At 67.5% G+C, this 20,083-nt stretch carries 23 protein-coding genes, 2 tRNA genes and 1 pseudogene; 12 read left to right on the top strand and 14 right to left on the bottom strand.

Going from position 1 to position 20,083, the window contains the following annotated elements; genetic code table 11:
* Window positions 1-22: 22 nt before the first annotated feature.
* Window positions 23-412 (top strand): LapA family protein, encoded by a 390-nt coding sequence (locus K3G64_RS10485; RefSeq protein ID WP_238949686.1) that lies wholly within the window; start codon window positions 23-25, stop codon window positions 410-412.
* 18 nt (window positions 413-430) lie between these two features.
* On the opposite strand, the gene K3G64_RS10480 is transcribed toward K3G64_RS10485, so the two are convergent.
* The 3 genes from K3G64_RS10480 to K3G64_RS10470 are packed head-to-tail and all read right to left on the bottom strand — an operon-like array spanning window position 431 to window position 3,039.
* Window positions 431-1,363: an alpha/beta fold hydrolase gene (locus K3G64_RS10480; protein WP_238949682.1), complete on the bottom strand. Its 933-nt coding sequence runs from the start codon at window positions 1,361-1,363 to the stop codon at window positions 431-433.
* Between the two features lies 1 nt (window position 1,364).
* The gene (locus tag K3G64_RS10475; RefSeq protein WP_238949680.1) at window positions 1,365-2,393 is read right to left on the bottom strand and encodes a phosphotransferase family protein; all 1,029 of its coding nucleotides are present in this window, start codon (window positions 2,391-2,393) and stop codon (window positions 1,365-1,367) included.
* Window positions 2,394-2,439: 46 nt separating this feature from the next.
* Window positions 2,440-3,039: a histidine phosphatase family protein gene (locus K3G64_RS10470; protein ID WP_238949679.1), complete on the bottom strand. Its 600-nt coding sequence runs from the start codon at window positions 3,037-3,039 to the stop codon at window positions 2,440-2,442.
* A gap of 17 nt (window positions 3,040-3,056) precedes the next feature.
* Here K3G64_RS10470 and K3G64_RS10465 point away from each other — a divergent pair, with 17 nt between their 5' ends.
* Entirely contained in the window at window positions 3,057-3,827 is a 771-nt protein-coding gene (locus tag K3G64_RS10465; RefSeq protein ID WP_238949677.1) for an SDR family NAD(P)-dependent oxidoreductase, read from the top strand.
* Between the two features lie 42 nt (window positions 3,828-3,869).
* On the opposite strand, the gene K3G64_RS10460 is transcribed toward K3G64_RS10465, so the two are convergent.
* The 4 genes from K3G64_RS10460 to K3G64_RS10445 form a co-directional block, all read right to left on the bottom strand.
* Window positions 3,870-5,753 (bottom strand): alkyl/aryl-sulfatase, encoded by a 1,884-nt coding sequence (locus tag K3G64_RS10460; RefSeq protein WP_238950586.1) that lies wholly within the window; start codon window positions 5,751-5,753, stop codon window positions 3,870-3,872.
* Window positions 5,754-5,835: 82 nt separating this feature from the next.
* A complete protein-coding gene (locus K3G64_RS10455; RefSeq protein ID WP_238949665.1) occupies window positions 5,836-6,249 on the bottom strand; it encodes an MmcQ/YjbR family DNA-binding protein in 414 nt (137 codons plus the stop codon).
* A complete protein-coding gene (locus K3G64_RS10450) occupies window positions 6,242-6,745 on the bottom strand; it encodes a metallophosphoesterase family protein (protein WP_238949663.1) in 504 nt (167 codons plus the stop codon). Before K3G64_RS10450 ends, K3G64_RS10455 begins: the two co-directional genes overlap by 8 nt.
* Window positions 6,746-6,972: 227 nt before the next feature.
* Window positions 6,973-8,082, bottom strand: a complete 1,110-nt coding sequence (locus K3G64_RS10445) for an FAD-dependent oxidoreductase (RefSeq protein ID WP_238949662.1) — start codon at window positions 8,080-8,082, stop codon at window positions 6,973-6,975.
* A 177-nt stretch (window positions 8,083-8,259) separates the two neighbouring features.
* Between K3G64_RS10445 and K3G64_RS10440 the strand changes: the two genes are divergently transcribed.
* The 3 genes from K3G64_RS10440 (at window position 8,260) to K3G64_RS10430 (ending at window position 10,536) form a co-directional block, all read left to right on the top strand.
* Window positions 8,260-8,643, top strand: coding sequence for a BlaI/MecI/CopY family transcriptional regulator (locus K3G64_RS10440; RefSeq protein WP_238949661.1), 384 nt, complete (start codon window positions 8,260-8,262; stop codon window positions 8,641-8,643).
* Window positions 8,640-9,587 (top strand): M56 family metallopeptidase, encoded by a 948-nt coding sequence (locus K3G64_RS10435; RefSeq protein WP_238949660.1) that lies wholly within the window; start codon window positions 8,640-8,642, stop codon window positions 9,585-9,587. The genes K3G64_RS10440 and K3G64_RS10435 overlap by 4 nt, the downstream gene beginning before the upstream one ends.
* 205 nt (window positions 9,588-9,792) lie before the next feature.
* Window positions 9,793-10,536 (top strand): DUF4396 domain-containing protein, encoded by a 744-nt coding sequence (locus K3G64_RS10430; RefSeq protein WP_238949659.1) that lies wholly within the window; start codon window positions 9,793-9,795, stop codon window positions 10,534-10,536.
* A gap of 24 nt (window positions 10,537-10,560) precedes the next feature.
* Here K3G64_RS10430 and K3G64_RS10425 read toward each other — a convergent pair whose 3' ends face one another.
* Entirely contained in the window at window positions 10,561-11,232 is a 672-nt protein-coding gene (locus K3G64_RS10425; protein WP_238949658.1) for a hypothetical protein, read from the bottom strand.
* A gap of 160 nt (window positions 11,233-11,392) precedes the next feature.
* Between K3G64_RS10425 and K3G64_RS10420 the strand changes: the two genes are divergently transcribed.
* Complete coding sequence (locus K3G64_RS10420) at window positions 11,393-11,665, top strand: SHOCT domain-containing protein (RefSeq protein ID WP_370647182.1); 273 nt, start codon at window positions 11,393-11,395, stop codon at window positions 11,663-11,665.
* Between the two features lie 210 nt (window positions 11,666-11,875).
* Window positions 11,876-12,487, top strand: a complete 612-nt coding sequence (locus K3G64_RS10415) for a hypothetical protein (protein ID WP_238949654.1) — start codon at window positions 11,876-11,878, stop codon at window positions 12,485-12,487.
* 22 nt (window positions 12,488-12,509) lie between these two features.
* On the opposite strand, the gene K3G64_RS10410 is transcribed toward K3G64_RS10415, so the two are convergent.
* The 3 genes from K3G64_RS10410 to K3G64_RS10400 all read right to left on the bottom strand — a co-directional run bounded on the left by K3G64_RS10410 (window position 12,510) and on the right by K3G64_RS10400 (window position 13,699).
* Window positions 12,510-13,265: a L,D-transpeptidase gene (locus K3G64_RS10410; RefSeq protein ID WP_238949649.1), complete on the bottom strand. Its 756-nt coding sequence runs from the start codon at window positions 13,263-13,265 to the stop codon at window positions 12,510-12,512.
* Window positions 13,266-13,496: 231 nt separating this feature from the next.
* Window positions 13,497-13,569 (bottom strand) — tRNA-Arg (locus tag K3G64_RS10405).
* A 41-nt stretch (window positions 13,570-13,610) separates the two neighbouring features.
* Window positions 13,611-13,699: transfer RNA gene (locus K3G64_RS10400), tRNA-Ser, on the bottom strand.
* A gap of 83 nt (window positions 13,700-13,782) precedes the next feature.
* On the opposite strand from K3G64_RS10400, the gene K3G64_RS10395 reads away from it, so the two are divergent.
* Window positions 13,783-14,847 (top strand): pyridoxal phosphate-dependent aminotransferase, encoded by a 1,065-nt coding sequence (locus K3G64_RS10395; RefSeq protein WP_238949648.1) that lies wholly within the window; start codon window positions 13,783-13,785, stop codon window positions 14,845-14,847.
* Window positions 14,844-15,326, top strand: coding sequence for a DUF4334 domain-containing protein (locus K3G64_RS10390; RefSeq protein ID WP_238949646.1), 483 nt, complete (start codon window positions 14,844-14,846; stop codon window positions 15,324-15,326). The genes K3G64_RS10395 and K3G64_RS10390 overlap by 4 nt, the downstream gene beginning before the upstream one ends.
* Here K3G64_RS10390 and K3G64_RS10385 read toward each other — a convergent pair.
* A complete protein-coding gene (locus K3G64_RS10385) occupies window positions 15,323-15,916 on the bottom strand; it encodes a TIGR03086 family metal-binding protein (protein WP_238949645.1) in 594 nt (197 codons plus the stop codon). The genes K3G64_RS10390 and K3G64_RS10385 overlap by 4 nt on opposite strands.
* Before the next feature lie 41 nt (window positions 15,917-15,957).
* On the opposite strand from K3G64_RS10385, the gene K3G64_RS10380 reads away from it, so the two are divergent.
* Window positions 15,958-16,416, top strand: coding sequence for a hypothetical protein (locus K3G64_RS10380; protein ID WP_238949643.1), 459 nt, complete (start codon window positions 15,958-15,960; stop codon window positions 16,414-16,416).
* 17 nt (window positions 16,417-16,433) lie between these two features.
* On the top strand, window positions 16,434-17,258 hold the full coding sequence (locus K3G64_RS10375; RefSeq protein WP_238949639.1) for a crotonase/enoyl-CoA hydratase family protein: 825 nt from the start codon (window positions 16,434-16,436) through the stop codon (window positions 17,256-17,258).
* Here the strand turns inward: K3G64_RS10375 and K3G64_RS10370 are convergent.
* On the bottom strand, window positions 17,245-18,168 hold the full coding sequence (locus tag K3G64_RS10370; RefSeq protein ID WP_238949638.1) for an NAD-dependent epimerase/dehydratase family protein: 924 nt from the start codon (window positions 18,166-18,168) through the stop codon (window positions 17,245-17,247). The two genes, K3G64_RS10375 and K3G64_RS10370, sit on opposite strands and share 14 nt — an antisense overlap.
* Complete coding sequence (locus tag K3G64_RS10365) at window positions 18,168-18,578, bottom strand: hypothetical protein (protein ID WP_238949636.1); 411 nt, start codon at window positions 18,576-18,578, stop codon at window positions 18,168-18,170. The genes K3G64_RS10370 and K3G64_RS10365 overlap by 1 nt, the downstream gene beginning before the upstream one ends.
* Before the next feature lie 46 nt (window positions 18,579-18,624).
* Between K3G64_RS10365 and pdxR the strand changes: the two are divergent.
* A pseudogene (pdxR, locus tag K3G64_RS10360) lies at window positions 18,625-20,010 on the top strand (MocR-like pyridoxine biosynthesis transcription factor PdxR).
* Window positions 20,011-20,083: the final 73 nt, after the last annotated feature.

Genomic DNA, 20,083 nt, shown 5'->3' with positions numbered 1-20,083 from the left:
CAGAAGGGGCAGTATTGAACACATGAGCACCGATCCGCATGGGCCGACAGGGCGACACGAGCCAGAGCCCTACGATGCTCCCAATCCCGGCCCGCCCGTTCCGCCGCAGGACTCCGAGACCGACGGCCACTCCTCGGCGTCGGTCAAACAGGTCCATTTCACCCGCGCGGCCGCGTTGTGGGCTTCGGTGATCGGCGGCTTCCTCATCCTGATCGTGCTGCTGATCTTCATCGCGCAGAACACCGAGTCTGCTCAGTTCGCCTTCCTCGGCTGGCAGTGGAACCTGCCGCTGGGCGTGGCGATCCTGCTGGCTGCCGTGTGCGGCGGCCTGATCACCGCACTGGCCGGGGCGGCGCGCATGGTCCAGCTGCGCCGCGCGGCGAAGAAGAACTACAAGGCGGCCACTCGGTAGCGCTTTGTCTTTCGGCGATCAACGTTGCGCAACAGCTCGGCGGATTTCGCCGACGACCACGTCGGGGTGGCTGTAGGGAATCATGTGACCACCCTCGACGGTGACCAGTTCGGTGTGGGGAAGAGTCTCGGCCAGCCGGCGGGCGTGCCCGATGCCCACCAGCTGATCATCCTCGGCGCCGATGATCACCGACGGCACCGTTATCTGGTCGACGTTTTCGTCGAGCCAGGCCGAGGTGGCGTCGAATTCGAATTGCTCATGAGCGAATGCGCGCAGGTTGCCGGGCGTCATCGTGACCGGCATGAGCCGCTGCTCATAGCCCGGGTCTACATCGTGGGGCTCGAACGCGTGCGCCGCACCCGAGGTCGCCGATATCCGCTTGAAGACGTCTCCGGCGACGGCGTCGATGACCGCACTGATGACCGGCAGTTGACTGAACTCGATATAGCGGGCTTGGAGGAGATCGGCTGTCGCTGAGCGCAGTCCTCCCGCACCCGGCGCAACGAGAACCATCCTGGCGACGTCGCGCGGATAGCGTCGCGCGAGACCCATCGCCACCACGGCGCCGAACGAGTGGCCCACCACGACGGCCGGGCCCAATCGGCGTTCGGCCAGGAGTTGGTGCACCATATCCACCTGCTCCTGGAACGGCAACCAGCCGCCGCGCGACCAGCCGAAGCCCGGGCGGTCGAATGAGATCGAATGCAGGCCACTCATTTTCGGAATGATCGGTTCGAAGTCCTTGTGGGTGCCCGGCAAGCCGTGGATGAGCACGACGGGAACCCCGGGCCCGGGTCGCTCGGCGTAATGGATCTGCCTGCCGTGCAGGTTGAGGAATTCACCGTCGGCCTGCGGCATCGGCGGCAGCTTGGCCCACGTGTGGTTCAGCACCGTCAACGCGACCAGCGCCACGACGAGGACGCCGAGTGCGACACGCACCAGCCTGCGCACGTCAGCCTTTCAGCGCGGCCAGTCCCGCGGCGATCAACGGGGCGACCGCATCGTCGACCATGGTGACGAAGTCCGGCGCCGCGCCGCCCACCCGGCCGCGATACGCGATGCCCGCGGCGATGATGGCCAGCTTGAAGTAGGCCAGCCCCATGTAGAACTCCCAGTGGTCCAGCGACTGACCCGACGCCACCGAATACCGCTGCGCGAGCTCGTCGGCGGGCGGGATCAGCGGCGAGGCCCACGCGGCGTCGGCGTGCACGAGGTTGAACATCGGGTGGCGGTAGACGCACATCAGGGCTGCATCGCTGATGGGGTCACCCAGCGTGGACATCTCCCAGTCCAGCACCGCGAGCACCTTGGTGCCGTCGGTCGCGTCGAGCATCGTGTTGTCGATGCGGTAGTCGCCGTGCACGATCGAACTGCGGCTCTGCGCCGGGACCGCCTCACCGAGCGCCGAATGCAGCGACTTGACGTCGGCGTCGCGTTCGTCGTCCTCGCGGCGCACCAGCTCCCACTGGCCGCCCCAGCGCTTGACCTGCCGCTCCAGATACCCGGTGGGCCTGCCGAAGTCGCCGAGCCCGACCTCCTCGGGATCGATGGCGTGCAGGTCGGCGAGGACCTCGATCAGCGCGTCGACGCAGGCGTCGACCTCGGCCTTGCCGCCCAGTTCCGCGAGCTCGCTGGTGTGGCGGATGACGCGGCCCGCAACGTATTGGACCATCTGAAACGGTGCCCCGAGCACCGCGTCGTCGTTGCGCATGGTGACCGCTCGGGCGACCGGAACCGCTGTGTTCTGCAGCGCGGCGACGACGCGGTACTCGCGGGCCATGTCGTGGGCCGACGGTGTCAGCCCGTGCAACGGTGGCCTGCGCAGCACCCACTTCGACTCGTCGTCGGCCACCAGGAACGTCAGGTTGGACCGGCCGCCGGAGATCAATTCGGCGCGCAGGTCGCCGGAGCGTGCGATGCCCTCCGCGCGCAGGTGACGGTCCAGGGCGTCGAGGTCGAGGCCTTCGGGTGAGTCGGTCATCAGAAGATGTCTACCACCGGTCGGGATGGGCGGTTCGCGCAAGCGCTCACCAGCGGAGGTTCCGCGGCAGCAGGTCCCATACGTGTTCGGTGCCGTTGACCGACGCGACGCCCAGCTTGCCCGTGCGCGACGACAGCACACGGGTGACGCCGGCGTAGTCGACCTGGACGCAGAGCAGTCGCTCGGTCTGCATGATGGTGTGCACCAGCGCATTGATGACGCCGCCGTGGCTGAACAGTGCGACGGTGTCCTCATGGTCGGCGGCGGCGACGATGTCGGCGACTCCGGCGTTGACCCGCTCCTTGAAGGCGTCCTCGTCGACGTTGCCGGGCAGGCGCCCGGCGATGAGGCGCTGCACGTCCTCCTCTGACGCCTCTTCGATCGGCACGTAGTGCGACAGCCCGTAGTCGTATTCGGCGAGGCGCTCGTCGACGTCGATCGTCAGGCCCAGGGCGTCGGCGACGGGCTGGGCAGTCTGGATCGCCCGTCGCTGCGGGCTGCTGACCAGCCGGGAGATCGGGAAGCGCGCCAGCGCCTCGGGCAGCCGTTTGGCCTGCTCGATCCCCTCTTCGGAGAGGTGGGGATCCGAACCCTGGCCCGGCTCGCTGCGCAGGGGCAGCGCGTGTCGAATGATGAGCAACTGCACCGTGCCACCATATGACCATGACTTCACGGGGTTACGCGGACGAACTCTTCGACCTCACCGACCGCGTCGTGCTGGTCACCGGCGGCAGTCGCGGGCTCGGCAAAGAGATGGCGATGGCGGCCGCTCGCTGTGGCGCCGACGTGGTCATCGCAAGCCGCAAGTACGACTCCTGCGTGGCCACCGCCGAGGAGATCGCCGCAGCCACCGGTCGCAGCGCGTTGCCCTACGCGGTGCACGTCGGTCGGTGGGACGAGCTCGACGGGCTGGTCGATGCGGCCTATGACCGGTTCGGCAGGGTGGACGTGCTGATAAACAACGCCGGCATGTCGCCGCTGTACGAGTCGCTGGGATCGGTCACCGAGAAGCTGTTCGACGCGGTGGTGAACCTGAACCTCAAGGGCCCGTTCCGGTTGTCGACGTTGGTCGGCGCGCGGATGGTCGCCGACGGCGGCGGGTCGATCGTCAACGTCAGCTCCAGCGGGTCACGCCGGCCCAAGCCCGAGCAGCTGCCCTACTCGGCGGCCAAGGCGGGGCTCAACGCGCTGACCGAGGGCCTCGCATTGGCGTTCGGCCCTACGGTGCGGGTCAACACGCTGATGCCCGGCCCGTTCCTCACCGACATCAGCAAGGCGTGGGACATCCCCGCGACGACGAAGGGCGCGCAGCACTTCGCCCTGAAGCGGCTCGGTGAACCGCCCGAGATCATCGGCGCCGCACTGTATTTGATGTCGGACGCCTCGAGCTACACCAGCGGCTCGACCATCCGCGTCGACGGTGGCATCCCGTAGGGGTGTGAGCGCGCCACTCTTGGGCGGCGAAAGGGATCGCCGCTATGGGGTCACGATGTCGAAACCCGGATCGGGGCGGTCCAGCACACCGAGCAACGACTGCAGCGCGGCGGCGTCTCCGCTGATCTCCACTCCCGGCGAGCTGTTGTCGCCCCAGGCCAGCGCCAACAGCCGCATCTTGTTCGCCAACGTCACCGTGGCGTGGGCGGTGCCCTCGTCCGCGGGCACGCGTCGGTAGACCAGCACGCCGTTGCGCAGCGTGAGGCGGTAGTTGGATTCGGTGTCGAGGAAGCCGATATCGACGGCCAGGTCCAGATCCCAGGCGCGCGGGCCGTTGACGTTGATGGCGAGCGCGTCGAAGATCTGCTCCGGAGTGAGCTGAGCCAGCATCGACGGCGACGCGCTCGACGTCGGCGTTCCGAACTTCCCGTCGCGCAATTCCGTGGCACCGGAGAGGAAGAAGTTGCGCCACACGGCGTTCTCGGCGCCGTACGCCATCTGCTCGAGGGTGTCGGCGTAAAGCTCGCGCGCGGCGACGTGGTTCTCGTCGGTGAACACAGCATGGTCGAGTAAGGTTGCTGCCCAACGAAAGTCGCCACCGTCGAACGCCGCGCGTGCGATCTCCACCACCCGGTCGATGCCGCCGATGGCCTCGACGTAGCGCGGTCCGATGGCTTCCGGCGGGTGGGCCCACAGCCGGCCGGGGTTGCCGTCGAACCAGCCCATGTACCGCTGGTAGACCGCCTTGACGTTGTGGTTGACCGACCCGTAGTAGCCGTGGGTGTGCCAGGCCTTATCCAGCGCCGGCGGCATCTGGAAGGTCTCGGCGATCTCGATCCCGGTGTAGCCCTGATTCAACTGGCGCAGCGTCTGGTCGTGCAGGTAGGCGTACAGATCCCGTTGCAGGGACAGGTACTCGACGATGTCGTCGCGGCCCCATGTCGGCCAGTGGTGCGAGGCGAACACGACGTCGGTGCGGTCGGCGAAGGTGTCGATGGCCTCGGTCAGGTAACCGGCCCAGCGGTGCGGGTCTCGCACCAACGCCCCGCGCAGGGTCAGCAGGTTGTGGAGGTTGTGGGTGGCGTTCTCGGCCATGCACAGAGCGCGGTACCTCGGGAAGTAGAAATGCATCTCGGCGGGCGCCTCGGTGCCGGGCGCCATCTGGAACTCGATCTCCACGCCGTCGATGGTGTGCGTCTCGCCGGTCTCCCGGATGTCGAGGGTCGGCACGATCAGCGCGACCTCGCCGGTGGACGTGTTCTGCCCCAACCCGCAGCCGACCTGTCCCTGCGTGCCCCGTTGCAGCGCAGCGCCGTACATGTAACCGGCGCGGCGAGCCATCGCGGTGCCCGCGTAAACGTTCTCCTGGACCGCGTGCTCGGTGAAGTGCTCGGGAGCGATGATGACGACACGGCCGGTGTCGACGTCGTCCTGTGTCGTCACGCCCAGCACGCCGCCGAAGTGGTCGACGTGGCTGTGCGTGTAGATGACCGCGGTGACCTCACGATCACCGCGGTGCCTGCGATAGAGCGCCAAGGCGGCCGCGGCGGTTTCGGTGGAGATCAGCGGATCGATGACGATGACGCCGGTGTTGCCTTCGATGAAACTGATGTTGGACAGGTCGAGACCGCGAACCTGGTAGATGCCCTCGACCACTTCGTAAAGGCCCTGTTTGGCCGACAGTTGGCTCTGCCGCCACAGGCTCGGGTGCACGGAGGTGGGCGCCTGCGAATCGAGGAAGGCGTACAGGTCGTTGTCCCAGACCACGCGACCGTCTGCGGCCGTGACGACGCAGGGGTTCAGCGCCCCGATGAATCCGCGGTCGGCGTTTCCGAAGTCGGTGGTGTCGTCGAACGGGAGGATGCTCAGGTGGTCACGGTGGGCGGACTCGATGGCGGCGGTGGGCGGCTTGGGTTGCATGGCCACACCATATTGAGCCACGCGTGCACGCGGAGGGGACTTAGGTCACGAACGTCGAACCCTTGACCGTGCCCACACGCGCCGTGCTCTACACCTTGTGTTCGGCCAGCCACGCCTCGGCCCGGCGGCGCGACGCCCGCGACAGCCACGCATCCTGGATGAGTTCGGTGAGCTCGGCCGTGCCGACCTCGCCCAATCTGCTGGCGCGCACCAGAACCGAGGGGTGACCGTCGAACCGATCGGTGGTGAAGAACGGCGACGCCCGGTCCTGGACGAGCGCCAACTTGTCCATCTCCGACTCCACCCAGATCATGATCACGTCGGCATAGCGTTCGCCGGTTTCGGGGTCCTCGGCGTCGGGCTGAGGGGTACGGAAGAACACGAACGACTTGCCGCCGACCTGATAGATCGCGTTGCCCTTCGGTCCCTCGATGCGCTTGGTGTGCGGCATCGACGCGGCGATCGCATGCACGTCGGCCACGCGGGCGGGCCGCTCACGCACGGCGGTCCAACCGATGCAGCACCACGTCCGACAGCGCGGAATTGCGCACGGTGGCAGTCATGTAGGTGCAGTGCGGTTGCCTGCGCCGGTCGGTGGGCGAGCCGGGATTGAGCAGGCGCAGGCCGCTTTTCGCGGTGGTGTCCCACGGGATGTGACTGTGCCCGAACACCAGCACGTCGGTGTCGGGGTACTGCCTGGCCATCCGCGCCTCGCGTCCGGCCGCCGCCCCGGTCTCGTGGACGACGGTGAACCGTAGGCCATTGAGCGTCACGTCGGCGCGTTCGGGTAGCCGCCGTCGCAGTTCGGCGCCGTCGTTGTTGCCCCAGCACGCCACCAGTCGTGTGGCGCGCGCGTCGAGTTCGTCGAGCAGCATGGGTTCCACCCAGTCTCCGGCGTGGATGACGACGTCGGCAGTCGACACTTCCTCCCACACCGGAGCTGGCAGATCCTTGGCGCGCTTGGGAACGTGGGTATCGGCGATCAGCAGGAGCCGCACAGCTGCCAATCTAGCGCGGGCGGGTCGTCCGTCGATGGTGTACGTCATACCGCGACTTCCCATGCCCATCCCCATCTGGAAGTCAATCGTGCATTCTGTCAACGCTTTCCCGGTGTGCGGTGGTTCGGCCGACAGAGTCGGCGGCAGGGGTGGCGCCTCGGCGCCGTGGTGTGTGAACAGCGATGAGGTCAGCGCCGTAGCCGCCGCGAGGCAGTCCGATGCGTGTCTCAGACCACCGTGGCGGCCGCGACGGTTTCGGCGATGTCGGCAACCTGCTCGGCGCACCCCCACGACAACGTCACCCCGGCGCCGCCGTGCCCGTAGTTGTGCACGACCCGGGTGCCCGGTTGGGCCTCCAGGCGCACGCCACCGGCGCGGAACGGGCGCAACCCGGTGCGCAAGGGATCAACCGGGTCCGGTTGAGCGGCCCGAAGGATCGGCAGGAACTCGACCGCTCGATCGAACATGTCACGGATACGCGGGTCGTCCAGGCTGAGATCGGTGTCCCACTCACCGGGTTCGACCAATCCACCGATGAGAAGCCGGTCCTCGCCGCGGGGGACGATGAAGATCATGTTCTGTGCGTCGGTGTCGGCGTCGTTGGCGACCGCATGGACGGCCGTGATCCGCGGCATCGTGGCCCCGTCGTTCACCATCCGCAGCAAGGCCCCGCGGTGCGGGTCCATCGCGGTATCGGCGGCGAGGCTGACGGCCCCCAGGCCGGTGCAGTTCACGATCACCTCGGCCGCGAAGTCCGAACACAGCCGATCCTGCTCAGCGACCAGCGAGCCCGTCACCGCGCCATGCACGACCTGCACGCCCGCCGCCTCGGCCTGGGTGCCCAACCACGTCAAGTAGCGCTCGGTGTCGACGGTCGGCGCAAGGTAGGAGTACGCATCGACCAGCCCGATTTCGCGGTTGACACCGTATGCGTCGATCAGTGTCGCGTCGTGGACGAAGCCGGGGACCTGCATTTGGAGCTGGCGCATCTTGTCGTGTTCGCCCGTGTGGTCTGTGACGCGATGCCGAAAGTAGAACACCGCAGGCCGAAGGCTCACCCCAGCGTGTGGGTCGGCTACGAGCTGCGCGAACCGGTGATAGGAGACCATCGCCCAGTCCGCCGAGCGCGTCAGCACGGCCTGGCTGTGGTGACGTCCGCACACCGAGGGCGGCAGTTCCCAGACCGCACCGGCGACGGTGGTGACCGTCCCGGCGCCGAAACGGTCGGCGACGACACTCACCCGCCACCCGCGGCGGGCCAGCACCAGCGCCGTGGTGAGGCCGCTGACGCCTGCGCCGACCACCACGGCACCCGGACCATCGCGATGGCTTGTCATGTCGGCACTCCCTGACGGGGTGGGCACGACTGCACGGCATCGACTCCTTCCTGCGAACGGACCACGCTCCGACTTTCTACGGTCTATGTACGTAGATAGTACATCTGGGTGGCAATGCCGACGTCAGGCGCGCGCGAGCAAGTACACTGCCCAGAGACAAGCGCCGGGGAGGCAGGCATGCGGGTACGAGGGTTCGGTGAGCTCGAAGCGGTCATCATGGACCGCATTTGGGATCGTGAGGCGACCGGCTCGACTACCGTGCGAGACGTGTTCGACGAACTCTCCGTCGAGCGGGACATCGCATACACCACGGTGATGTCGACGATGGACAACCTGCACGGCAAGGGCTGGCTCGCGCGCGAGCGCGACGGCAAGGCGTATCGGTACTGGCCGACGCTCTCGCGCGAAGAGCACAGCGCGCGCCTGATGCGCGAGGCGCTCGAGGGTGGGGGCCGGCCCGATCTGGTGCTCAGCCACTTCGTCGAGCAGATGAACGCCGAGGAGTCCGCCGGGTTGCGCGCAGCACTGCGACGGTTGTCGAGGCGGGCGGGGCGCCGGTGACCGTCGCGGCGTGCCTACTGCTCTACGGCCTCGTGGTGCTCCTCGTCGGGCCTCCCGTGTTACGCCGCCTGACCCGCAGCGCGCAGCTTCCGCGCCTCGGCGTGGCGGCCTGGCTGACCGCCATCGCCACCATGCTGATCAGCGGTGTGGCAGCCGTGGCAGCCCTGCTCGCCCAGCTTGTCAACCACTGGGACCATCGTCAGTACCTCATCGCATCGTGTGTCGCCCAGATCCGAGTCATCGCGACCGGTCAGGCCGGCACACTTCCCCGACTCGCCCTGCTGGGCGCCGCGATTGCCGCTGCCGTGCTCGTGATGGCCACCGCGGCCCGGCTTGCTGCCACGCTCACCGCCATGCGTCGACGCTCGCATCGACACGCCGAGGCCGTACGCGTGGTGGGCAGGCGTACCGCCGCGCCGGATGTTCTGGTTCTCGACGCCGACGAACCCGCCGCCTACTGCGTGTCCGCTCGCCCGCCCGCGATCGTGGTGACGAGCGCCGCCGTGGTTGCCCTGAACGAAGAGCAGTTAGAGGCCGTAATCGCTCACGAGCGCGCCCACCTTGCCGGGTACCACCCCCAGGTCGTCGCCGCCCTGCGGGTGCTCGCCAAGGCCCTCCCACGCGTGAAACTGATTACCGAAGGCGCCGAACATATTTCCCGACTATTGGAGATGTGCGCCGATGACACTGCTGCCAGACGTCACGGTCGACAACCATTGTTGGCCGGCTTGCTCGCCATGTCGGGTGCCACCCCCGCCGGCGCCCTCGGAGCGGCCGATGTCGCGGTTCTCGAACGCGCCCACCGCCTCACCTCTTCCCGCGGAGCGCCGGCACACCGGCGCTGTGCGGCCGCGCTGACGGGCACGATGACCGTGATCGCCGCTGGACCGGTGTTGATTGCTGCCATGGCCGCATCCGGACTGCTGATGTGCGGGATGCAATAGGGGTTGCCGGTCCCCTTCATCGGCTCGGCGCGCCGTCTTCACTGCTTGACCGTGCGAATTCCTAGCTGTATACCTACGTAGTAGATACGGAGAAGTATCGCGCGTGCCTCGTGATGAGGCCGGCCGCGGAGCGCCGCATCGGTGACTGCGTCGGCCGCTATGCGGAAGAGCTCTATCTAGTGACACCTCAAGGAGAGGGCGTGCGATGGATGACCACATGGTTCACCTGCAGGTCGCGGTAATCCCCACCTGGGTGACGGTTTTCGCCTGGATCTACACCGTCGCCGGACTACTCTTTGCCGCCTGGATCCTCGTTGACACCTATGTGGGCGGGTATCGCCAACGAGTACGAGGCATGGAGCTCGTGTGGCCGATCACCGCCGTCTGGTCCGGCCCGCTCGGACTCTGGGCCTACTACCGCTGGGGCCGTCCAGCGAGCCCCAAATGGCAGAGTGAACATGGCAGCGCACCGGAGCTGGGCATGCCGGCGAAGGTCGCGGTCGAGGTGATCCCCGGCGGCGCGGCTTCGTTCGTGGGTCACGCCATCGCGGTGCCGATCGTGACCTTGACCGGAATCACAATCGCCGGTGAGCACGTGTGGCCGATGATCCTGCTGATCGCCGTGTTCGCACTGCCTCTTCTGATCGCTTTCGAATACCACGCGCTGACGGTGACATTGGGGCGGCAGTCCTCGTCGGGCAGGCGACTACGGGTCGCCACCCTGATCTCGGCCCTGGCGGTCCTGGCATTCGACCTCGGCATGGGCGCCACGATGCTGCTCGTCGCCTTCGTGCTCGGGTATCCCCATGCCTCGATGGCGTTCTGGCTGGTGATGTGGGGCGGCATCACGCTCGGGTTCATCACCGCCTACCCGATGGTGTGGTGGCTGCTGGCCCGCGGCACACCGCAGTCTGTGCTGGAACCCGCCAAGACCGCGGAGACCGCCTAGCGCCCGCCCGTCGCGCACGTCGTGTCAGCCGTGGTCGTGGTGGTCGTCGTGGTCGTGCGCAGGTGCTGGTTCCTGAGCGGGATCCTGAGGTGCTGCCGGACGCGGCGCCGGTGGGGGTGCCGGGACCCCGTGGTGACCTTCTTCGGCGCCGTCCGGCGGGTGGTGACCATGCTCTGCTTCTCCGCCGGAGGAGTGATGACCGTGCTGGAGGCCCGAAACCACTCCCACGGCAACCGCCACCGCTATCACCGTGCCTGCGCCGGCCAGCACCATGCCGTAGCCGAGGCGTGGTACCGATCGTGATCGATGGCCTCGCACCCACACCCATGCGGCTCCCATGACGATGTAGGACTGGAGCAGGAGCGCACAGATTCCCGCAGCACGCACCAGTTCGGGTTCACCGGCGTGGGGGCCGAACGGTACCCCCGCGGTGCGGGACAGGGCCCATACCGCGACGGACCCGAGATTCACCACGATCCCCGCGCCAAGCACCGGAGTCGATGGCCGCGTCACCACCAGCCACGCCCACACGAACTGAAATAGCGCGAGCAGTGCGAAGAAGATGCCCGACAGCACCCATTCCTGCCAGTGCGTCGGAGTCACAGCGATGTGGATCACCGCGGCACCCGCTGACGCGAGAGCTGCGACGCGGGCCGCCAGCCCGCTGTCGGTTTTCTGCGCTTTACTTTGTGCCACTGACCCGATGATGACACAGCGCCAAGGGGTCGTTTGAAGCGACACGAGCGCCGGCTTGGCCGAGTGGGGTCAAAAGTCCCTATGCCTCATTGCGATCGACCCTGACATCTCAGCGGGTCCACGACCACAATCGAACACACGTCTACGGAGGTCGATCGTGATGTTTTGGTATGGCCACGACATGGGCTGGTGGGGCTACGCCGGCATGGGTATCGGGATGGTGCTGTTCTGGACGCTTGTCGTCGTCGGCATCGTTGCACTCATCCGCGTCAGCCTGGGCGCCAAGGACTCCGGAAGCACGGCGTCGATGCCACCGCAGCAGCACTACCGCGTGCCTGAGGAGATTCTGGCCGACCGCTTCGCCCGGGGCGAGATCGATGAAGCCGATTATGAGAACCGTTTGCGGCTTCTCCACGAGCACAGTCGCCCTTAGCGCACGGTTGGTTGGTGCATCCCCGGTGATGCAGCCCGTGTCGCGTATACCCCATCGGGTATGGTATATGATGTGGCAACCGCGTGATCGCGTAGCCGACTTCGTCACCGCCGCCGACCCCCACCGCTGCCAGGCTGAAGCGCGTCGTGTTGCGGTGAGCTCGAATCCTCGCAATCCGGATAAGCCAGCTATCGGAGGTGAAGAACGCTGATGCGTCAAATCACGCGACGGGCCGCCCTTGCCGCGGCCGGGGCGGGCGGAGCGGCCGTTGTCCTGGGGTATGTGCTCCGGCTGACAGGGGCCAATGCACCGTTGATGCGGTTGGTCGATCACGAACAGGGCGGCGGTGCGATGGGCATGATGGGCGGCGTCACTCCGGTGGATATGCGCACCTACGCCCAAATGTTCCATCGGCACCGTGAAATCAACCGTGTGGTCGAGGAGATTCCCGGCGGTGTGCGCACCACCACCCAATCGGATTCCCCGACGCTCACTGCGGAACTGCAACAGCATGTCGCGAACATGTACAACCACCTCGATAACGGTGCCGAGGTCACCTGTATGAGCGACAGCCTGCCGACGTTGTTTCGAAACGCCGGGGGTTATCGCCGGAATCTGACGATGACGGCCAAGGGTGTCGTTGCCGAGGAGGTCGCCGACGATCCGGTTGTCATCGAAGCCATCCGCGCCCACGCCCGGGAGGTCACCGGCTTCGTCGATGAGGGGATGGCAGCGATGATGCGTCAAATGGGCGGAATGGGTCCAGGCGGCATGGGCGGTCCCGGAGGTATGGGGCACGGCGGAATGATGCATCCGCCCTGACATAGCCGCGGCCTGGTGCGCGTCAACTTCGCACGGTCACCGGATCGCCGATGCCGACCATGTCGAAATACCATGCGGCGTCCTCGGGACTCAGGTTGATGCAGCCATGGCTGACGTTGGCATACCCCTGAGAACCGACCGACCATGGCGCCGAATGCACGTACACGCCGCCCCAGGTGATGCGCACCGCGTACTCGCCGTCGATTAGATACCCCTCCGGGTCGTCGAGCGGAATTCCGATGGTCCGAGAGTCGAATTTGACCCGGCGCTGTTTCTCGAGAACGGTGAAACTGCCGACGGGAGTATCGAATCCAGACTTGCCCAGCGACGCCGGCATCTCCCGAACCACCTGTCCGTCGATGCTGACCGTGAACGTGTGCGACGAGATGTCGGCAACCGACGTGACCGCCGCGCCGACGTCGAACTCCACCGAGAGATCACCCGCGGTCACCGAGACCGGGGTGTAGGCGGGCCAGACGGTGGTCGGCTCCCACTGCATCACCCGGTCGGACATCCATGTGAAACGCCCGGACACCTCGCTCGGTGTCTCGATCGTCATTGCCCGTTGCGCGGCCAGCCGATAGCGCACCGGGGCGGCGAACTCCACCATGACGGGATGGGCGATGCCCACGACCTGGCCGTTGCCGGGAGAGATGGCGGTGACAGCGGCGTTATTCCGAACAGCGTCCGCCGCCGTGGCACCGGCAACGCCCGAACCGGCACACACGAGCGTGACGGCGGCTAGGACCGCGAGCGGAGCGCGGGCAATGGCGAGCATCGATTCCCTCTTCTTCGACGGTGATACCGGTCCAATCTACTATTGACATACGTAGTTAAGACCAAACCTCGACGGTGTCACCCGAGAGTCACCCAATCCGCTCGCCCGTCCGCTTCACGGTGAGCGTGCCGACGAGATGCTCGACTTCGGTGCAGGCGACCGGCGGCTCCTACACAGTGTCGGGTCATGGCGCCACGCCATTGGCCACGGCACAACAAGAGGGTGAGTGGGCGCGCCCGAAGGGATTCGAACCCCTAACCTTCTGATCCGTAGTCAGATGCTCTATCCGTTGAGCTACGGGCGCATGGTCGATCTTCAGTTGTCGGCCGACGTTCGTCGGCTCGGCGGAGGCGAGAGGATTTGAACCTCCGGTCGCCTTTGAGGGCGACAACTCATTAGCAGTGAGCCCCATTCGGCCGCTCTGGCACGCCTCCCGACGATTACCGCCGATCCGACAGCGTACACATCGGCCATGGCAGCAGGCAAAGCGCACGTCGGCGGCCCCTAGACTGGTCCGGTGACAGTCCGGTTGCGCCCCGAGATGGCCGACCTGCCCGCCTACACACCGGGCAGGACGGTGCCCGGCGCGATCAAGATCGCCAGCAATGAGACCGTCGACAGTCCACTCCCGAGTGTGCGCGCCGCGATCGTGCAGGCGACCGAGACCATCAACCGCTATCCCGACAACGGCTACGTCGAACTGAAGGAGCGGTTGGCCAAGCACGTGGGCGACGGGGCATTCGCCCCCGAGCACATCTCGGTCGGCTGCGGGTCCGTCAGCTTGTGCCAGCAGTTGATCCAGATCACCGCCTCCGCCGGCGACCAGGTCCTGTTCGCCTGGCGCAGCTTCGAGATCTACCCGCTGCAGGTGCGCACCGCCGGCGCCACGCCCGTGCAGGTGCCGCTGGTCGACCACACCCATGACCTCGACGCCATGCTCGCCGCGATCACCGATCGCACGCGGCTGATCTTCGTGTGCAACCCGAACAACCCGACCAGCACGGTCGTCGACCCCGACGCGCTGGCCCGCTTCGTCGCGTCGGTGCCCCCGCACATCCTGATCGCCATCGACGAGGCCTACGTCGAATACATCCGCGAGCCGATGCGGCCCGACAGCCTGGGTCTGGTCCAGAGGCACAGCAACGTCGTTGTGCTGCGTACCTTTTCGAAGGCGTACGGGCTGGCGGGGCTGCGGGTGGGTTACGCGGTCGGCGACCCGGACGTGATCACCACGCTGGGCAAGGTGTACGTGCCGTTCACCGCGACCAGCGTGTCGCAGGCCGCGGCGATCGCCTCGCTGGATGCGGCCGACGAACTGCTCGCACGCACCGACGCCGTCGTCGCCGAACGGTCGCGTGTCACCGCGGTGCTGCGCGACGCCGGTTACCCCGTGCCGGACTCGCAGGCCAACTTCGTTTGGCTGCCGCTGCTCGGCCGCGCCCAGGAATTCGCCGAGGCCGCGGCGAACAACAGGATCATCGTCCGCCCCTACGGTGACGACGGCGTGCGCGTCACCGTGGCCGCGCCGCAAGAGAATGACGCCTTCATCGAATTCGCCCGACGCTGGAAAGGAACCGCATGACCGCCACGCGAACCGCACGTGAGACGTTCACCGCGCTCAAGGAGCGCACCGACCAGCTGACCGACGCCGAACTCGATGACTTCTGGGCCACGCTGGAGCCGGCCACCATCGAGTTCATGCTCGGCGAGTGGAAGGGCGGCGAGTTCCACACCGGCCACAAGGCCAACGGCTTCATGGAGCGACTCAACTGGTTCGGCAAGACGTTCCACTCGGCCGCCGACGCCAAGCCGCTCGTCTGCCTTGACGCCGACGGCAACAGGTTCTCCAACACCGAGGCGATGAAGGGCGAAGCCAGCCTCTGGATGGAGGAGTTCCGCGGCGAGGTCGTCGCGTCGATGGTTTACGACGGCGCCCCCGTGCACGATCACTTCAAGGTGGTCGACGAGAACGCCGTCGTCGGCATCATGAACGGCAAGGGCGCCCTCGACTTCAGCTCTGGGGCAGGGCGGCACCTGTACTTCTACCTCGAGCGGGTTTAGCTGCTAGGTGACTGGGCCCGGCGGCCGGTGTAGGCCAGCAGCCGGTCCAGCGCCGCGGCGTCGGCAGGCACCTCGACCGGGTCGTCGAAGCCGGCGTCGGCCCGTCCCTCCGGCGTGATGATCTTGCGCGCCAGGCCGAGCACATAGTCCGACAGCGATTCCTCGGCGTCGACCTCACGACCGACAGCGCTTGCGTAATCCCAGGCGTGCACCAGGAACTCGAGCGACAGGATGCCGACCATCACCTTGGCGGGCACCTCGTTGCCACCGAACGCGACGGTGCCGTCGATGCCACGGCGCCGCCACGCGTCGAGGGCGGGCCGCGCCGCGAGAACCACCTGCTCCTCGACAGAGGCGTCGCGATCTCGTTCACCGAACTCGGCGCCGGCCATTCCGCCGATCGTGGTGATCGAGTTGAGCAGGTGGTCGGTCAGCGCGGCGACATCGAACTCGCGGCAGCCGGTCTGCTTGTGCAGATCGTCGGCGGCGATGCCGTGCAGGACTTGCTGCAGAACCGCGAAGGACCTCTCGGCGCTGCGCAGCTCGTCGGTCGGCGGGGATTCGGGGCCGGGTCGCAAGTCATCGGGCATGAGGCACACGCTACGTCGCGCATGGGCATATCGTTGCCGGGGTGAGGACGCACGTGCGGATCGCTTGGTTGGCCGGGGCGGCGCTGATCCTTCTTGCCGTGGCGGGATGCACGCAGACCACCGAGGGGTCGGTCGCGATGACCACCGAACCAGGGCCGCCGCTGACGTCGTCGCCGACGACGCCGCGCTCGCCGTCAACGCCCGGCATCCCGGGGCTCCCGTCGATCCCGGGCCTGCCCGACATCCAGATCCCCGGTCTGCCGAGCACCGACGTGCCCGAGGTGCCTGCGCCACCGAACGCGACGACCATGTCGTGCCGCGAGTACACCGACCTCGACGAGGCGACCAAGCTGGCGGTCATCCGGGCGATCATCGCCGATGGGGCAAACCCGCCCGTGCCCGAGGCCGAACTCGCCGCGCTGCTGATGGCCGACGCGTTGTGCCAGTTCATGCCCGACGCCGAAGTCAACGAGGTGGTGATCGGGATCCCCGGCGGGTGAGTCGCTAGCCTTTTTCCATGGCCGACACCTATGAATCCGTCACCGTCGACATCAACGACCACGTCGCGCGAGTGACGTTGATCGGTCCCGGCAAGGGCAACGCCATGGGACCCGCGTTCTGGACCGAGCTGCCGGAGGTGTTCGCCAAGCTCGACGCCGACCGCGACGTGCGGGCCATCGTGCTGACCGGCTCGGGCAAGAACTTCAGTTACGGCCTGGATCTGATGGCGATGGGCGGCTCGCTGTCGGAGGTGCTGGCCGAGGGTGCGACGGCCCGCCCCAGAGCCGACTTTCACGCCACGATCCTGCGGATGCAGGGAGCCATCAACGCCGTCGCCGACTGCCGCACACCGACCATCGCATCGGTGCACGGCTGGTGCATCGGCGGCGGGGTGGACCTGATCTCGGCGGTCGACATCCGCTATGCCAGCGCCGACGCGAAGTTCTCTGTCCGCGAGGTCAAGATCGCGATCGTCGCCGACGTGGGCAGCCTGGCGCGGCTGCCGCTGATCCTGTCCGACGGCCATCTGCGCGAGCTGGCGTTGACGGGCAAGGACATAGACAGTGAGCGCGCCGAACGAATCGGGCTCGTCAACGACGTCTACCCCGATGCCGAGGCTTCGCTGGCGGCCGCCCACCAGACCGCCGCCGAGATCGCCGCCAACCCGCCGCTGGTGGTCAACGGCGTCAAGGACGTGCTCGACCAGCAGCGCATCGCCCGCGTGTCCGAGTCGCTGCGCTATGTCGCCGCCTGGAATGCCGCGTTCCTGCCGAGCAAGGATCTGAGCGAGGGCATCAAGGCGACCTTCGAGAAGCGCGCACCGAACTTCACCGGCGAGTAGTAGACCGGGGGCGCGGCGTCCAGTCGAGTTCGGCCTTGGCCTTCGCGTTCGACAACGGCAGCCACGTGGTGCCGAACGCCGCCGCCGCATACGGCGCCACGAGGCCTACCAGCTTCGGCGACACAGGGAGCGGCCGAGGCCGGCCCAGGTTGGCCGACACTTCGCGGACGTAGTCGCCGAACGACTGCGGCCGATCGTCGACGATGTTGTAGATCTCGCCGCCCCTGCCGTGCTCGAGCGCCTGGGCCGTCGCCGTCGTGACGTCGTCGATGTGCACCCACGACACGACCCCGCTGCCGCTGACCGCAGGGAACGCCCAGAACTTCGCCAGCCGGGTGATCAACTCGTCGTGCGGCACGCCGGGCCCGTAGAACGCGCCGTAGCGCAACACGATCCCCTCGGTATCGGTGCTGCGGCCCGACGTAAGCACCGTCTGCTCCATGCTGCGCAGCGCCGCGAGCATCGCCTCCCCGCCCTTGGGCGGCGGGCCGGGGTAGGGATCGGACTCGTCGATCAGCGCGGGCCCGCTGCTCGGATAGCCGTAGGCGAAGATCACCGACTCGGCGATGACCCGCGGTACCGCGGACCGCTGTGCGGCGCGCACCAGGTTGGGCGCACCGCGGCTCCACAATTCCCGCGCAGGCTCGAAGTGCTTGTAGCGCAACGGGCCCCACTTCGGCAGGGTGGTCAGCAGCGACACCACCGCCTCGGGGCCGACGTCGGCGACCACCTTGTCGATCTTCTCGGCGTCGAACACGTCGGCGACCAGGGGCCTCGCTCCGGCCGCGGCGATGTCGGCGGTCTTGTCCGACGACCGGGTCACGCCGACGACGTCGTGGCCCCGCCTCATCAGCTCCCGCAGCAACGGCAGCCCCGGCACGCTCGTCGCACCGGCGACCAGCACCCGCATCAGCGGCTTCGCTCCGCCGCCAGGCTGCTGCGCAGCGCGAGCGCCAGGATCGCGGTGGTGACCACCAGTCCGCCGGCCTCCAGCCACCCGACCCAGTCGCCGGCGGCGTGGTGGGGGTCGACGAGGTGGCTGATCGAGTGCAGCGCCCAGTGCACCGTTGCGAAGGCCAGAGCGGGAACACGCCACGACGGCCATCGCACCGCCGCCAGCAGCATCAGGCCCTGCGGCACCTCGAAGGAGGCGTTGTCGAAGATATAGTGGTCGTTGCGCACGCCGAAGGCGCCCAGCGTGTCGAAGAACGTTCCGGGGGCGACGATCATAAACAGGCCGATGGCCAGGGCGTAGACCCCGAACGCGATGAGGGTGACTTCGACGAATCCAGCCCTTGTGCGCGTCGGCGTGGTTGTCATACGGTCACGCTAGTTGTCCACTGGCCTCAAGATAGGCACCACTTCGATGCCCATTTCGGGTACCACTTCCGGTCCAGAATTGCTGGTGGAACTGGACCGCGCCGACGGTCAACCGCTGCACCGACAGCTCACAGCCGGATTGCGCGACGCCATCCGGACGGGTCACCTCAGCCCGGGCACCCGGCTGCCGTCGACGCGGGTGCTGGCCGCCGACCTCGGGGTGTCGCGCCGTCTGGTGGTCGATGCCTACGGCCAACTCGTCGCCGAGGGCTTCCTGCTGAGCAGGCATGGCTCGGGCACCGTGGTGGCCACGGTGGATGCCGCCGCAGGCGATCCCACCGGCGGCGTGGACCGCCAACCGCGCTACGAGGTCGACTTTCTGCCGGGATTGCCGGACCTGCACAGCTTTCCACGGCACGCCTGGCTACGGGCACTGCGACAGGGCCTGGCCGATGCGGAGGCCGACGCCTTCGGCTACGTCGCGCCGCAGGGCCTGCTGGCAGCCCGGGTCGCGGTGGCCGACTACCTGCGCCGCGCCCGCGGGGTGCACGCCGACCCGCAGCGCATCGTGTTGTGCTCCGGCGCCACCCAGGCCGTCGCGCTGCTGGGGCAGTCGCTGCGCCCTGCGCCGCTGGCGATGGAAGACCCAGGCTTCTGGCTACATCGAAAGATACTGCGGCACAACGGCGTCGAACCGATCCCGGTGCCGGTCGACGAGGACGGCATCGACGTCGCAGCGCTCGCAGGCAGCGGCGCCGATACGGTGTTGACCACACCGGCGCACCAGTCGCCGACCGGTGTAGTGCTATCGGCGGCGCGCCGCGCCGCGCTGACCGAATGGGCCCGTGGTGGTCGGCTGATCATCGAGGACGATTACGACGCCGAGTATCGCTATGACTGAGCGCCGGTGGGCGCCCTGCAGGGCATCACACCCGACCGCGTGGTGTACATGGGATCGACGAGTAAGACGCTGGCTCCGGGACTGCGGATCGGCTGGATGGTGGTGCCATCTCATCTGGCGGGGCCGATCGCGCGGGCGAAAGGCCTTGCCGACACCGGGAGTTCGGTGATGGACCAGTTGGCGTTCGCGCACCTCCTGTCATCGGGCGGATACGACCGTCACCTGCGTCAGATGCGTCGCCGCTACCTCAACCGCCGCAACGTGCTGCTGCGGGCGCTGGCGCAGCACCTGCCGCAGGCGACCGTGCTCGGCGCTGCCGCTGGAGTGCACCTCACCGTGCGCTTCCCCGATGGCTTCGTGATCGACGAACTGGTGCGCCGGGCGGCGGGTCGGCGAGTGCGCATCGAGGCGCTAGCGCCGTGTTACGCCGATCCCGGGGCCGCACCGCCGGGGTTGCTGCTCGGCTACGCCAATCTGACCGAGTCGCAGATCGTTTCGGGCGTGCGGACGTTGGCGCAGCTGGTCGACTGAGCAGGGCTCGACGGGCACAGCGGAACAACTCTGAACTCATTGGCACCACTGGCCCCGGATCGACACTTCTTGT

It is taken from the genome of Mycobacterium sp. IDR2000157661, from assembly GCF_022317005.1.
Classification (GTDB): Bacteria; Actinomycetota; Actinomycetes; order Mycobacteriales; family Mycobacteriaceae; genus Mycobacterium.
The sequence above is the reverse complement of the archived record's forward strand: the minus strand, read 5'-3'. Positions and strand labels throughout refer to the sequence as shown.

Excerpts from the sequence above, each read along its gene's own strand:
- K3G64_RS10485 (WP_238949686.1), top strand. The coding sequence starts at position 23 with ATGAGCACCGATCCGCATGGGCCGACAGGGCGACACGAGCCAGAGCCC.
- K3G64_RS10475 (WP_238949680.1), bottom strand. The coding sequence starts at position 2,393 with ATGACCGACTCACCCGAAGGCCTCGACCTCGACGCCCTGGACCGTCAC.
- K3G64_RS10465 (WP_238949677.1), top strand. The coding sequence starts at position 3,057 with ATGACTTCACGGGGTTACGCGGACGAACTCTTCGACCTCACCGACCGC.
- K3G64_RS10445 (WP_238949662.1), bottom strand. The coding sequence starts at position 8,082 with ATGACAAGCCATCGCGATGGTCCGGGTGCCGTGGTGGTCGGCGCAGGC.
- K3G64_RS10440 (WP_238949661.1), top strand. The coding sequence starts at position 8,260 with ATGCGGGTACGAGGGTTCGGTGAGCTCGAAGCGGTCATCATGGACCGC.
- K3G64_RS10430 (WP_238949659.1), top strand. The coding sequence starts at position 9,793 with ATGGATGACCACATGGTTCACCTGCAGGTCGCGGTAATCCCCACCTGG.
- K3G64_RS10420 (WP_370647182.1), top strand. The coding sequence starts at position 11,393 with ATGTTTTGGTATGGCCACGACATGGGCTGGTGGGGCTACGCCGGCATG.
- K3G64_RS10415 (WP_238949654.1), top strand. The coding sequence starts at position 11,876 with ATGCGTCAAATCACGCGACGGGCCGCCCTTGCCGCGGCCGGGGCGGGC.
- K3G64_RS10410 (WP_238949649.1), bottom strand. The coding sequence starts at position 13,265 with ATGCTCGCCATTGCCCGCGCTCCGCTCGCGGTCCTAGCCGCCGTCACG.
- K3G64_RS10390 (WP_238949646.1), top strand. The coding sequence starts at position 14,844 with ATGACCGCCACGCGAACCGCACGTGAGACGTTCACCGCGCTCAAGGAG.
- K3G64_RS10385 (WP_238949645.1), bottom strand. The coding sequence starts at position 15,916 with ATGCCCGATGACTTGCGACCCGGCCCCGAATCCCCGCCGACCGACGAG.
- K3G64_RS10375 (WP_238949639.1), top strand. The coding sequence starts at position 16,434 with ATGGCCGACACCTATGAATCCGTCACCGTCGACATCAACGACCACGTC.
- K3G64_RS10370 (WP_238949638.1), bottom strand. The coding sequence starts at position 18,168 with ATGCGGGTGCTGGTCGCCGGTGCGACGAGCGTGCCGGGGCTGCCGTTG.
- K3G64_RS10365 (WP_238949636.1), bottom strand. The coding sequence starts at position 18,578 with ATGACAACCACGCCGACGCGCACAAGGGCTGGATTCGTCGAAGTCACC.